Consider the following 13,160-nt stretch of genomic DNA (forward strand, 5'->3'; position numbering starts at 1 on the left):
TTCTCAATGAAAGTGGCGCGGACGATTCTACTCCCCCCAGTATCAAATACTACCCCCCAGTATATTGCGGATGATATGCTGCCAGCGTCTTTACCGTCATCAGGGAGTTAACATGTCACATACAATCCGCGACAAACAGAAACTGAAAGCGCGTACCCGTAAAATTCAGGGACAGGTTGTGGCATTACATAAAATGCTGGATGAGCCGCACGAATGTTCGGCGGTGTTGCAACAGATTGCGGCAATCCGCGGTGCGGTAAACGGGCTGATGCGGGAAGTGATCAAAGGCCATCTGACCGATCATCTGGTGCATGAAGAGGATGTGGCGAAGCGAGAGGCCGATCTGGATGTCGTGCTGAACGTGCTGAATGCTTACGTGAAGTGATTTGCGCCCATGAAAAAAGGGGCCGAAGCCCCTTTCGTTACTGTCTGTCAGACTTTATTTTCTGGCCTGTTTGGTCGCAAAGCCTTTGTTCAGCTTGCGCCAGTAGACCAGCCAGGTGATCAGCGCACACACCACGTAGAACACCAGGAAGACTTTCATCGCACCCGCCGGTGAACCGGTCAGCGCCAGAGAGGTACCGAAGGCTTTCGGAATGAAGAAGCCGCCGATCGCACCGATTGAAGAGATAAAGCCCAGTGCCGCCGCCGTATCTGTGACCGCTTCACGCAGCGCTTCGTCGTCAGTTGCTCCGCGCGCTTTCGCCTGATCGGTGGTCAGCTTACGGAAGATCACCGCAATCATCTGGTACGTGGAACCACTCCCCAGCCCGGCCGTCAGGAACAGCACCATGAAGACGGCGAAGAAGGCCGGGAAATTGCCACCCACACCGCCGACCGGCAGCGTCAGGAACAGCAAACCGGCAAAGACGGCCATCACGATATAGTTGACCAGTGTCACGCGAATGCCGCCCAGACGGTCAGACAACATACCGCCGCCGGAACGCGCCAGCGCGCCAATGAACGGACCGAAAAACGCATACTGAATGATATTCACGTCAGGGAACTGGGTTTTGGTCAGCATCGCAAAACCGGCGGAGAAACCGATAAATGAGCCGAACGTCGCCAGATAGAGCACACTCATGATCCACAGGTGACCGCGTTTGAGTACCGGCAGTTGCTGGCGGATAGACGCTTTAGACGTCGCCAGATCGTTCATGCCAAACCAGGCGGCAATCGTGCCAATAACCAGGAACGGCACCCACACCCACGCGGCGTTTTGCAGCCACATATCTGCACCATTCGCCAGCGTTTGTTTGTCGCTGAATGCGGCAAATACGCCGAGTGAAATTACCAGCGGTGCAACCAGCTGCATCACGCTCACGCCCAGATTGCCCAGACCGCCGTTAATGCCCAGCGCGCCACCCTGTTTGGATTTCGGGAAGAAGAAGCTGATATTCGACATGCTCGACGCAAAGTTTGCGCCACCGAAACCACACAGCAATGCGATAACCAGGAAAGTATTGTAAGACGTGCTGACGTCCTGCACCGCAAAGCCCAGCCATATGCAGGGCAGTACCAGGAAAATGGTGCTGAGTGCTGTCCAGCGACGGCCGCCAAACAGCGGGATCATGAACGAGTAAGGGACGCGCAGCAAAGCGCCGGACACGGAAGGAATGGCGGTCAGCATGAACAGCTGATCGGTGGTGAAGTTAAAGCCGACTTTGTTCAGGTTGACGGAAACCAGACTAAACAGCATCCAGACGCAGAAACCCAGTAGCAGGCAAGGTACGGAGATCCAGAGATTTCGGCTCGCCACTTTATGCCCGGTTTTTTCCCAGAATGCCGGATCTTCCGGTCGCCAGTCCTGCAACAGGCGTGACGGTTTTTCCGTTGATGGAGCAGATGTTTGTGACATAAGTACCTCGTGTAGCAGCGCGTTATTGTTGTAATGACTGAGTTATGTCGCACACACTAGGTAGAGCACCGCCTCCGCATGTTGATGCAAATCAACGCAACGGCGGGTGTAAAAAGGCGTAAAAAAGCCCACAAATCCTTTGTGAGTATCCGGCGGATTTCGGATAAAGTGCTAAAATTCATTGAGTTGGTCAGTTTATTCCCCTGAAATTATCAGGGGCATCACTCTTATGGAAATAAAGGAGTAATCACAAAGAGGTATAGGGAAACTCCCCCTGATCATAAAAAATGCCACTCCGTAATTATATCGTTTCAGCTTTTTACGGTATTTACCGCTCCCGACACAGATCCAGGAACCCAGTTATGTTTAAACGCGCTTTGCCTTCTCTGTCGCTCGTCAGTCAGATCACCATGCTGATGCTGCTGCTCGGCCTGCTGGGCATTGGCGGAATGAGCATGGCGGCGTGGATGGCGGGAAGTATAGAAGGCAACGCCCACGCGATTAACAAAGCCGGTTCGCTGCGTATGCAGAGTTACCGGTTGTTGTCCGAAGTGCCGCTGAACGGCAAAAGCGCCGCGTATATCCGCCAGATGGAAGTTGACCAGAACAGCACCGATTTATTGCAGGCGGTCGAGCGTGAACACCTCCAGCCGCAATTTTTCGCCCTGCGCCATTACTGGCAAACGACGCTGCGCGATCAGGTTCTGGCGGCGAAACATCCGCAGGACGTCTCCGCGAATATGGCAGTGTTTGTCAGCCAGCTCGATACGCTGGTCGCCGAGCTGGAACATAAAACCGAATACCATTTGCAGCAGATCGCGCTGATCCAGCGCGGTCTGGTGACCTTCACGCTGATCCTGCTGGCGCTGACCATCTGGTTCCTCCGCCGCCATCTGCTGACGCCGTGGCGCAGCCTGCTTGCTCAGGCCAGCGCGATTACCGCCGGTGATTTTACCCGCCGTTATGAACGCAAGCGCGTGGCGACCGGCAATGCGCATAACGAAATGGATATCCTCGGCGATTCGCTCAACAGCATGTCGGTGGCGCTGGGTGAAATGGTCGATAATCTGGCGCAGCGCGTGGCGGAGAAAACCGCCGATCTGCAACAGAAAAACCGGATGCTGGATTATCTCTACCGCGTCAGCCGCCAGTTGCACACCAGTGCGCCGCTGGAAACGCGGATGCAGCCGGTACTGAAAGAGCTGCAATCGCTGACACCGCTCAGCGGCGTGCAGGTGCGGCAATACGAAAATAACGGCGCGGAAGTGTTTAATGAATTCAGTCAGGCATCCCCTCGCCAGCCGGTCAGCCCGAAGGTCGGCGAACATGCGGGCGACACCGGTGAGTCACTGAGCTGGAGCCTGCGCGATGAGCGCGAAAACTACGGCGTTCTGCTGGCGCAATTGCCGCCGGGGCGACATCTGAATGACGACCAGCAGCAACTGGTGAATACGCTGCTCGAGCAACTGACCAGTACGCTGATGCTGGCGCGGCAGGCTGAAGATCAGCAGCAGCTGATGCTGATGGAAGAACGTTCGGCCATCGCCCGCGAGCTGCACGATTCGCTGGCGCAGTCGCTGTCGTGCCTGAAAATTCAGGTTGCCTGCTTGCAGATGCACCCGGAAAGACTGTGCGAAGAAGACAGCGCATTGTTACAGCAGATGCGCGAGGAACTGAGCACCGCTTACCGCCAGTTGCGCGAACTGCTGACCACGTTCCGCCTGACGATCAACACACCCGGCCTGCGGGCAGCGCTGCAACATACGGTGGACGAATTCTCGCGCCGCATGGGGCTGGCGATAGATTTTGATTATCAGATCCCGCCGCGATCAGTTCCGGCGAATCAGGGCATTCATCTGTTACACATCGCCCGCGAGGCGCTGAACAATGCGTATAAACACGCGAAAGCGACGCAGGTTTCCCTTGCGCTGCACGCTGATGAAGGCGAAATCACCATGAGTATCTGCGACAACGGCGAAGGTATTTCCCCTGATGCAGAGCGGCAAAATCATTACGGCCTGATCATCATGCAGGATCGCGCCAGCACATTACACGGCACGTGTCGGGTTGCCCGACGTCCTGACGGCGGCACAGAAGTCACTGTCCGTTTCCGTCCGGAAGCGTTACCCATTAATCCCCAGGAGCAAGTATGAACGACATCACCCCTTCCACCATTTTGCTGATTGACGATCATCCTATGCTGCGCAACGGCGTGAAACAGCTGATCGCGCTTGATGCCAGCCTGCAGGTGATTGGCGAAGCCAGCAACGGCGAACAAGGTGTCGAACTGGCGAAACAGCTCGACCCGGATCTGATCCTGCTGGATCTGAACATGCCCGGCATGAACGGGCTGGATACGCTGGATAAAATGCGTGAAACCTCGCTGTCTGGCCGCGTGGTGGTGTTCAGCGTGTCCAATCATGAAGACGATGTGGTGACGGCGTTAAAACGTGGCGCGGACGGTTATCTGCTCAAAGACATGGAGCCGGAAGATTTGCTGGCCGCCCTGCACAACGCCGCCGCGGGCAAAATGGTGCTGAGCGAAGCGCTGACGCCGGTACTGGCCGCAAGTTTGCGTGAAAGCCGTCCGAGCGGTGACCGCGACATTCAGTCCCTGACGCCACGCGAACGCGACATCATCAAGCTGATTGCCGAAGGTTTGCCAAATAAGATGATTGCCCGCCGCCTGAACATCACCGAAAGCACGGTGAAAGTTCACGTGAAGCATTTACTGAAAAAGATGAAGCTGAAATCCCGCGTCGAAGCCGCAGTTTGGGTATTGCAGAGTAACGTGATTTAAGCGTTATTTTACTGAAATTAATGACAATTCAGTTCAACGCGCTCCCCTGCGATGGGCTGTCTCTTATACACAAATCCTCGGCATGAATGTTGGGGATTTTTTTTGAACTTTTTCTCATCAGTTGATCTTCTTTGTATACCCCTCACTAGGTTTTAGAATGGTGCTGTCTGATTGTTATTCTTGGGCTAAAGATGTTTTCGGGCTTTGAAGTGGAATACTAATTTTGATGCCATCAGGGCCTTTAAGCTGGTGCCTGACGGCGCTGAGTTTGATTTGAAATGTTTATTTCATAATGAAAGGTCGAAAAGCTTTTTCTCCTGAGTTTAAGTGCGAAGCTGCAAGCCTTGTGGTTGATCGTGGCTATTCTATTGCGCAGGCCTGCGAGGCTATGGGCGTGGGTAAAACGGCGATGCAGCGCTGGGTTCATCAACTCAATAGTGAACGCGGTGGCGTAACACCGGACGTGGGTAAAGCCCTGACGCCTGACCAGCAGCGTATTCAGGCGCTCGAAGCCCAGATCCGTAAAATTGAACGCGAGAAAAATATCTTAAAGGAGGCTACTGTAGATTCAATTGGTCAACGCAACAGTCATGTGAAAACATGGGGTTGCGGAGGATTTTTGAATGAGACGGACATTTACAGCAAAGGAAAAAGCATCTGTTTTTGAACTGTGGAAGAACGGAACAGGCTTCAGTGAAATAGCTAATATCCTGGGTTCGAAACCAGGAACAATCTTCACTATGTTAAGAGATACTGGCGGCATAAAACCCAATGAGCGCAAGCGGGCTGTAGCTCACCTGACGCTGTCTGAGCGCGAGGAAATACGAGCCGGTTTGTCAGCCAAAATGAGCATTCGTGCGATAGCTACTGCGCTAAATCGTAGTCCTTCGACGATCTCACGTGAAGTTCAGCGTAATCGAGGCAGGCGCTATTACAAAGCTGTTGATGCTAATAACCGGGCCAACAGGATGGCGAAAAGACCAAAACCGTGCTTACTGGATCAGAATTTACCGTTGCGAGAGCTTGTTCTGGAAAAGCTGGAGATGAAGTGGTCTCCTGAGCAAATATCAGGATGGTTAAGGCGAACGAAGCCGCGTCAAAAAACACTGCGAATATCACCTGAGACAATTTATAAAACGCTGTACTTTCGTAGCCGTGAAGCGCTACACCACCTGAATGTACAGCATCTGCGCCGGTCGCATAGCCTTCGTCATGGCAGACGCCATACCCGCAAAGGTGAAAGAGGTACGATCAACATAGTGAACGGAACGCCAATTCACGAACGCTCCCGGCATATCGATAACAGACGCTCTCTGGGGCACTGGGAAGGCGATTTAGTATCAGGCACAAAAAACTCGCATATAGCCACACTTGTAGACCGAAAATCACGTTATACGATCATCCTTAGACTCAGGGGCAAAGATTCTTTCTCAGTGAATCAGGCTCTTACCGACAAATTCCTGAGCTTGCCGCCTGAACTCCGGCAATCACTGACATGGGACAGAGGAATGGAGCTGGCCAGGCATCTGGAATTTACTGGCAGCACCGGAGTTAAAGTTTACTTCTGCGATCCTCAGAGTCCCTGGCAGCGGGGAACAAACGAGAACACTAATGGGCTAATTAGACAGTACTTTCCCAAAAAGACATGCCTTGCCCAATATACTCAACATGAGCTGGATCAGGTTGCAGCTCAGCTAAACAACAGACCAAGAAAGACACTGAAGTTCAAAACACCGAAAGAGATAATTGAAAGGGGTGTTGCGTTGACAGATTGAATGTACAACCGCTCTCTTAATGTCAGAGTCGTTCACTCGCTCGAAGTGATCCGGATATTGAGCGAGCGTTATCCTGTCGTCGAACTGTGCCTGCTTTTTGGCGTTCCACGCAGCCGTTATTACTACCGGCGCGTGCCTGAACAACCTGCCAGAGCGGAGCAAAGAGAACGTCTGTATGAGTTGCATCAGGAAAGTCGCGGGTCGGCAGGGTCACGGTCGCTATCGGTCGCGTTAAAAACCGAAGGCCATGAGGTTGGCAGAGACAAAGCCCGTCGCATAATGAAAGAGGCCGGTCTTGAAAGTACACAACGTCGTAAGCATCGCTATCGTTTAGCGAAAGATGAAGCCAAATATGCACGTAACCACCTGGAACGAGGCTTCACCGTTGAACGGCCTAATATCGTCTGGTGCGGCGATGTCACGTATATCTGGGCAGGAAAACGTTGGGTCTATCTGGCCGTCGTGTTGGATCTGTATGCCCGCAGGGTCATTGGCTGGTCTTTATCGTCATCGCCTGACAGCGTGCTGACGGGTGATGCGCTGCGGATAGCTTATGAATCAAGGGGATGCCCTAAGGGCGTGATGTTCCACTCGGATCAGGGTAGCCACTACAGCAGCCGTGCATATAGGCAAAAGCTGTGTCAGTACCGGATTAAACGGAGCATGAGTCGTCGCGGAAACTGCTGGGACAATGCGCCAATGGAGCGGTTCTTCAGGAGCCTGAAATCGGAATGGATACCGGAATGCGGCTACGAAAATGTGGATGATGCCAAGACAGATATCCTGAGTTACATGACGTATTACTACAACCAACGCAGGCCGCACAGCTTCAATAATGGTCAGACGCCGCATGCTAAAGAAAAGCATGCAGCGTAAAAAACCTTAACGAGTGTCCAATATTGCTAGACCACATCAGGCCGACGGACATGTTCTGGCACATCTGCGTTTGGCGCGAAAACTTGCCGCTGCGCGGTTCCCTTACTCGGTTTCGAGCCATAGGTCTCGAAACACTTCGCTCGGCAAGCTTTCTGAAAGCGGCCACTGGCTATGTAATTCAGCATGCTTTTTGAAAGCGGCCAGAGGCTTTTCTAAATTCAAAATCTAGCTGGTTTTAATCTTTTACAAAGGCAATCTGGCGCACTCAGAAATTTTGCTGACCGAGAGTTCGAGACCGCAAGGCTCGAAGCTCGTAGGGAAGGCACCGCGTAGCGGCAAGATTTCGCGCCACACGCCGATATGTCAGAACACGTCCGTCGACCCAGCGGCAGCGCGCAGTTAAAAAGCGCGGAGTCCAGAGGCCCGCGCGTTACCGGGTCTCTGGTCGGTGTGGGCCGACGCCCACGACCTTGACCTTGACGTAAACCCCGTTTGGGCGGCCAACCCATAGGTTTCCCAATTTCCGCAACTCCATAGCTACTATTGTTCTTTTACATCCCTCCCCCTGACTTTAATAATCGTTGTTAATGATGTGTTGCGATGACAAGGGAAAACGATGGGATACCGCATAAGTTTGCTGGAAAAAAGTCCGCTGGATGAACATGAAGATGCCGCCGGGGCGCTGCGCCGGACGCTGGAACTGGCGAAGCTGGCGGAGCGCTGGGGTTATCACCGGTTCTGGCTGGCGGAACATCACAACACCGACAAACTCGCGATCTCTTCGCCGGAAATTGTCATCGCCTGGATCCTCGCGCATACGCAAAAACTGCGGGTCGGATCGGGGGGCGTGATGCTGCAACATTACAGCCCGTATAAGGTCGCCGAGAATTTTAATCAGCTGGCGTCACTCGCGCCCGGTCGTGTCGATATTGGTATCGGCAAAGCGCCGGGCGGATTGCCGCTTTCTACCCACGCGCTGCAATACGCTGTCGATCCGGCGCGCAAAGGCGAGTTTGCGGATCAGCTGCGTCAGCTCGATGACTGGCTTTCAGTGCCGGTTCGCGGGCGCGGCGTGGATTCCCTTTCTGCCACACCACAACCGCCGCAGTCGGCATCGCGCTTTCTGCTTGGCGCGAGCGAACAGAGCGCCCGGCTGGCGGCCAGTCTCGGCTGGGAATTTGTTTTTGCCGCGCATCTGAATGCCGACGAGCGTGATATTTCTAACGCCCTTTCCGCCTATTCCTACGAAAGCAACGGCAGACGTGCACTGCTTGCCGTGCCGGTGATTGTCGCCGACACCGCCGCGCAGGCCGCACGGCTGGTGGATAGGACCCAGCGTTACCGCGTGACCGGCAGCGACGGCCAGAGCGTGAACGTCGGCAGCCTCGAACAGGCAGAAACCTATATCCGGCAATCCGGCGCGGCGTCGCATCAGATTGAAGAACGCCAGTCGGACGTGCTGCATGGCACCGGCGAGGACGTTCACCGCCAGCTGGAAGCGTTGCAGGCCCGTTACGGCGTGGAAGAATTCATCATCGACACACCGGTCGCACAGCCTCAGGCGCGCCTGCGTTCACTCGAACTGTTAGCCGCGTCCAGCGTCGCGCTGGCATAAGGAACCGAACATGAGCCATAAGATCCGCCTTGCCCAGGAATCTGAAGCCCCGGCGCTGCATTCCCTGCTGCAAAAAGCCTATGCGCCGCTGCTCGAACACGGCATCCATTTCACCATCACCCGCGCCAGCGTGGAGGATGTGCGGGATGTGATCCGCAATGAAACCACTTATGTGCTGGAAAAAGACGGCGAGCTGACGGCCACGCTGACGACCCGTTTTCTGTGGACTCCGGCGAAAAATCATCTCGCGCCCTGGCCTTTCGTCCACTGGTTTGCCGTGGCGGAACACGCCAAAGGGCAAGGTTTTGGCAGCGAGATTATCCGTTATGTCGAAGAGACGTTTTTGCGCGACACGCTGAAATCCCCCGCCGTGTATCTGGCGACCGCCATCAAACATCCGTGGCTGACGGAGTTGTATCAGCGCCGGGGTTACGAGCCGTTTCTTACCGCGACGAATCCGCTGGGCGTCGAGCTGGTTTATCTGCGAAAAGTGCTGATTCAGCAGGCTTTCGACGCACAGGAACAGGCCCCGCTGGTACGTTCCATCGCGCAATTACGCACGCTGGTTTGATCGCGCATCAGCGCTATTTAATTCACGAATGTTTTATTTCTGAGAGCCGTCCATTTAAGGGAAAGAAAATGACTCAAAAACAAAAAATACGTCTCGGCGCTATTATTCAGGGCGCATCGGGAAATATGTCCGCATGGCGACACCCGGATGCCATTGCCGACGCCAGTATTAATATTCAGTTCTGCCAGCAATTAGCGCAAAGAGCCGAACAGGCTAAATTTGATTTCTTATTTGTGGCCGATGGCTTGTTTATTACTGAGAAATCTATCCCGCATTTTCTTAACCGTTTTGAACCGATTACGCTGCTTTCCGCGCTGTCGCTGGTGACACAAAAAATCGGACTGGTCGCCACGCTTTCCACCTCGTACAGCGAGCCTTTCACCGTCGCGCGCCAGTTCGCCAGCCTCGATCATCTCAGCGGCGGCCGCGCAGGCTGGAACGTTGTGACCTCGCCGCTGGAAGGTTCGGCCAAAAACTTCTCACGTGACAAACACCCGGAACACGACGAGCGTTACCGCATTGCCAGCGAATACGTCAGCGTCGTCAAAGGCTTATGGGATTCCTGGGAAAAAGACGCGTTTGTGCGCAACAAAGCCACCGGCCAGTTCTTTGCGTCGGATAAGCTGCACACGCTCAATCACCACGGCAAATATTTCTCGGTACAGGGCCCGCTGAACGTCGGCCGCTCTCCGCAGGGGCGTCCGGTCGTCTTCCAGGCCGGTGCTTCCGAGCAGGGAAAAGCCTTTGCAGCCCAAGCCGCCGACGCGATTTACACCCGTCAGGAAACGCCGGAGCTGGCACGCGAATTCCGCGAAGACGTCCGCCGTCAGTTGGTCGAAAATGGCCGCGACGCCGACGGCATTCGCGTCTTCCAGGGCATCAGCGTGATTATCGGTGACACTGTCACGGATGCCGAGCGTAAATATCAGGAAACCGCGCAACTGGTGACGCTGGAAAGCGCGCTGGATTATCTGGGGCGCTACTTTGAGCATCATGATTTCGCGCAATACGACCCGGATGCGCCGTTCCCGGACATCGGCGATTTAGGCCAGAACAGCTTCCGCAGCACGACCGATGAAATCAAACGCAATGCTAAAGAACGCGGGCTGACATTACGGCAAGCCGCGCTGGAAGCCGCCACGCCCCGCCCGACATTCTCCGGCACCGCCGAACACGTCGCCGACGGGCTGGAGCACTGGTTTACGTCTGGTGCAACGGACGGTTTTATCGTTCGGGGTGGCACGCCGACGGCATTTGATGATTTTATCGACTTCGTCATTCCGATTTTACAGGCACGCGGGTTGTATCGTACCGAGTACGAAGACGGGACGCTTCGCGGGAATCTGGGGTTACGGGAGCCGGAGAATCAGTTCGTCGAGGTTGTGCATTCCGATGCACTGACCGTTTGAAACTTTGCTGAGACCGCAGCAAAAGGCGGTTTTTCACTTGCCGTGAGGGCCGGTGTTGACCGAGAAAATTTCGGTTTCTCACTTACAGTGATCGCTTAACTCACTGCGCCGAAACCGCCCAAGAGAGGGAAGTGCTTTCCCTCTCTTGGATCTCTCCCCGCTTTTTCAACACGTGCTATCGCTCGCTGGCTATGTTTCAGGTGCCGCAGCTATTGCCGCGAAAACTTGCCGCTGCGCGGTTCCCTTTCTCGGTTTCGAGCCACAGGTCTCGAAACACTTCGTTCGGCAAGCTTTCTGAAAGCGGCTGGAGGCTTTCTGAATGTGCAAACATTTGCAAACTGTTGGTTTGCTCCTCCCCCTGCGAAGGGGGAGGTTGGGAGGGGGTTTAGCAGGCCACTGAGTCGCTAAAACCAACACCCCATCCCGGCCTTCCCCTCGTGAGAGGGGAAGGAGAAAACCAACAATCAGCCTGCATCTAACTTCCGAATTATATAGCCTGTGGCCGCTTTCAAAACGACGGCGAGTGAGGAGTGAGAAACGGCGAGAGTCTGTTTTCGAGCAGGTTCGAACCCGAGGCGAGAGAACCGTGCAGCGGCGGCGTTTGCGGCAATAGCTGCGGCACCTGGAACATAGCCAGCGAGCGGAGCGCGCAGTAAAAAAGACGCGGAGATTCCAAAGAGGGCTCGTCATAGCCCTCTTTGGTCGGTTTCGGCGCAGTGAGTTAAGTGATCACAGTTATTGAAAAACCGAAATCTTCTCGATCCTTCGTCAGCGTCACACTGCAAGTGAAAAACCGAAATCTTCTCGATCTTTCGACAGCGTCACACTGCAAGTGAAAACCGAATTTAAAGCGGCACGGGCAAACCAAGATTTGCCCGAAAATCCCCCCCGGTATAATCCGTATCCACCAGCCCGCGTTTCCGTAACTCCGGTAATAACCCGTTCAAAAGTAAATCCTCCTGATCCGCCTGCCCCAGTCCATGTAATGAAATCACATCCAGCACACCCGCGCGATAGCGCTCTTCTATGGCGTCCGCCAGCGATTCCGCCGTTCCGGCGACAAACCAGTGGCCGGTTTCCTGTGCCTGAATGATCAGTTCGCGCAGCGTCAGCCCCTGTAGGGCGAAACGTTTGAAGATTTCCGCACGCCCGCGACGGCGGTTGACCTGCTCAACGTCCGGCAGTAACCGCAGCGGGATCGGCTGATCCAGCGGGGAATCGCGCAGGTCTATTTCACCGCCGAGCATGTCAGCGACTTTGAGCCGCCCTTGCTGATAATCGATCCGCTCGTGCTTTTCAAACAGACGGCGCGCCACGTCTGACGGGCTTTCGCCGATGACAGAATGAAACGAATTCATGATCAGTGGCCGGTTTTCGCGGCGGCCAGACGCATCGGCGTGATGATGCACGCGCTCCACAAAGGCTTTGGCATCTTCCAGCGTCGGCTGCGAGGTGTAAATCACTTCGGCGTATTTCGCGCCGAGTTTCAGGCCTTCTTCGGATTGCCCGGCCTGAAACTGTACCGGCCTGCGCTGTGGCGGTGGCGGGACGTTCAGCGGGCCCTGCACGCGGAAGAAATCCCCGTGATGGTTAATCGGGTGCAGTTTGCGCGGGTCAATTTTCACCGAACCGTTTTTACTGCGCGTCACCGCGTCCGGCTGATTGGCGTCAAATAAGGCATTGATGACCTGAATAAATTCCGTCGCGCGGGCGTAACGCACTTCCGGCGCGGGAAGCTGAATGTCACCGAAGTTTTCCTCACCCACCGAGGACGTCACGGCGTTCCAGCCCGCGCGGCCACCGCTGACGTGATCGAGCGTGCCAATCAGTCGCGCCAGATTGTACGGGTGCTGGTAGGTGGTTGAAACGGTGGCGATCAGCCCTATGTGTGACGTCACCTGGCTAAGCGCGGCGAGTGTGACAATCGGATCCTGGCTGCCGGTTGAGCCGGAAAGCCCGTCGGGATCGGCCTGCAATAAATCGGCAGTGAAAAGCGCGGTGAATTTCTCTTTCTCCGCTTTTTTGGCCAGCGCCACGGCGCGGGAAATACCGGTATCCGGGCGCGGATCATCAGAGGCGTAAATTGCGCTCCCTGCCCCGGCCAGGGTTTTTAAACGTCTGCGGGATGAACTGGTCAAACTGATCTCCTTTAACGGGAAAGATAAACCTGCGTTAAAAATAGAGAACAGAGGTGATTACGCCACGAAGAAAAAAGCATTTTATAACCCTGAATATGGATAAGCCGGGTTTTCCTGA

At 54.7% G+C, this 13,160-nt stretch carries 11 protein-coding genes; 9 read left to right on the forward strand and 2 right to left on the reverse strand.

The window, feature by feature from the left end:
* Positions 1-112: 112 nt before the first annotated feature.
* Entirely contained in the window at positions 113-385 is a 273-nt protein-coding gene (rcnR, locus tag BV494_RS06560) for a Ni(II)/Co(II)-binding transcriptional repressor RcnR (protein ID WP_104922129.1), read from the forward strand.
* Positions 386-439: 54 nt separating this feature from the next.
* Here the strand turns inward: rcnR and BV494_RS06565 are convergent, their stop codons facing one another.
* A complete protein-coding gene (locus tag BV494_RS06565) occupies positions 440-1,858 on the reverse strand; it encodes a NarK family nitrate/nitrite MFS transporter (protein ID WP_104922130.1) in 1,419 nt (472 codons plus the stop codon).
* Between the two features lie 362 nt (positions 1,859-2,220).
* Between BV494_RS06565 and narX the strand changes: the two genes are divergently transcribed.
* The 8 genes from narX (at position 2,221) to BV494_RS06605 (ending at position 10,904) form a co-directional block, all read left to right on the forward strand.
* Positions 2,221-4,011 carry a nitrate/nitrite two-component system sensor histidine kinase NarX gene (narX, locus tag BV494_RS06570; RefSeq protein ID WP_104922131.1) on the forward strand — a complete coding sequence of 597 codons (1,791 nt, stop codon included), beginning with the start codon at positions 2,221-2,223 and terminating at the stop codon, positions 4,009-4,011.
* Positions 4,008-4,658 carry a two-component system response regulator NarL gene (gene narL, locus BV494_RS06575; RefSeq protein ID WP_104922132.1) on the forward strand — a complete coding sequence of 217 codons (651 nt, stop codon included), beginning with the start codon at positions 4,008-4,010 and terminating at the stop codon, positions 4,656-4,658. Before narX ends, narL begins: the two co-directional genes overlap by 4 nt.
* Before the next feature lie 292 nt (positions 4,659-4,950).
* The gene (locus tag BV494_RS06580; RefSeq protein WP_104922133.1) at positions 4,951-5,325 is read left to right on the forward strand and encodes a transposase; all 375 of its coding nucleotides are present in this window, start codon (positions 4,951-4,953) and stop codon (positions 5,323-5,325) included.
* Positions 5,282-6,433: an IS30 family transposase gene (locus BV494_RS06585; RefSeq protein WP_064562008.1), complete on the forward strand. Its 1,152-nt coding sequence runs from the start codon at positions 5,282-5,284 to the stop codon at positions 6,431-6,433. The genes BV494_RS06580 and BV494_RS06585 overlap by 44 nt, the downstream gene beginning before the upstream one ends.
* Positions 6,434-7,309 carry an IS3 family transposase gene (locus BV494_RS06590; RefSeq protein ID WP_104922134.1) on the forward strand — a complete coding sequence of 292 codons (876 nt, stop codon included), beginning with the start codon at positions 6,434-6,436 and terminating at the stop codon, positions 7,307-7,309.
* A gap of 616 nt (positions 7,310-7,925) precedes the next feature.
* Entirely contained in the window at positions 7,926-8,924 is a 999-nt protein-coding gene (locus tag BV494_RS06595; protein ID WP_104922135.1) for an LLM class flavin-dependent oxidoreductase, read from the forward strand.
* Between the two features lie 10 nt (positions 8,925-8,934).
* On the forward strand, positions 8,935-9,495 hold the full coding sequence (locus tag BV494_RS06600) for a GNAT family N-acetyltransferase (protein ID WP_104922136.1): 561 nt from the start codon (positions 8,935-8,937) through the stop codon (positions 9,493-9,495).
* Positions 9,496-9,563: 68 nt separating this feature from the next.
* Positions 9,564-10,904, forward strand: coding sequence for an LLM class flavin-dependent oxidoreductase (locus tag BV494_RS06605; RefSeq protein ID WP_104922137.1), 1,341 nt, complete (start codon positions 9,564-9,566; stop codon positions 10,902-10,904).
* An 845-nt stretch (positions 10,905-11,749) separates the two neighbouring features.
* On the opposite strand, the gene BV494_RS06610 is transcribed toward BV494_RS06605, so the two are convergent.
* Positions 11,750-13,042 carry an NtaA/DmoA family FMN-dependent monooxygenase gene (locus BV494_RS06610; RefSeq protein ID WP_104922138.1) on the reverse strand — a complete coding sequence of 431 codons (1,293 nt, stop codon included), beginning with the start codon at positions 13,040-13,042 and terminating at the stop codon, positions 11,750-11,752.
* Positions 13,043-13,160: the final 118 nt, after the last annotated feature.

This window comes from Rahnella sikkimica (assembly GCF_002951615.1).
Taxonomy (GTDB): domain Bacteria; phylum Pseudomonadota; class Gammaproteobacteria; order Enterobacterales; family Enterobacteriaceae; genus Rahnella; species Rahnella sikkimica.

Bases quoted from the DNA above. Each gene is read 5' to 3' on its own strand.
- BV494_RS06585 (WP_064562008.1), top strand. From the start codon at position 5,282: ATGAGACGGACATTTACAGCAAAGGAAAAAGCATCTGTTTTTGAACTG.
- narL (WP_104922132.1), top strand. From the start codon at position 4,008: ATGAACGACATCACCCCTTCCACCATTTTGCTGATTGACGATCATCCT.
- BV494_RS06590 (WP_104922134.1), top strand. From the start codon at position 6,434: ATGTACAACCGCTCTCTTAATGTCAGAGTCGTTCACTCGCTCGAAGTG.
- BV494_RS06600 (WP_104922136.1), top strand. From the start codon at position 8,935: ATGAGCCATAAGATCCGCCTTGCCCAGGAATCTGAAGCCCCGGCGCTG.
- BV494_RS06565 (WP_104922130.1), bottom strand. From the start codon at position 1,858: ATGTCACAAACATCTGCTCCATCAACGGAAAAACCGTCACGCCTGTTG.
- BV494_RS06595 (WP_104922135.1), top strand. From the start codon at position 7,926: ATGGGATACCGCATAAGTTTGCTGGAAAAAAGTCCGCTGGATGAACAT.
- narX (WP_104922131.1), top strand. From the start codon at position 2,221: ATGTTTAAACGCGCTTTGCCTTCTCTGTCGCTCGTCAGTCAGATCACC.
- BV494_RS06580 (WP_104922133.1), top strand. From the start codon at position 4,951: ATGAAAGGTCGAAAAGCTTTTTCTCCTGAGTTTAAGTGCGAAGCTGCA.
- rcnR (WP_104922129.1), top strand. From the start codon at position 113: ATGTCACATACAATCCGCGACAAACAGAAACTGAAAGCGCGTACCCGT.
- BV494_RS06605 (WP_104922137.1), top strand. From the start codon at position 9,564: ATGACTCAAAAACAAAAAATACGTCTCGGCGCTATTATTCAGGGCGCA.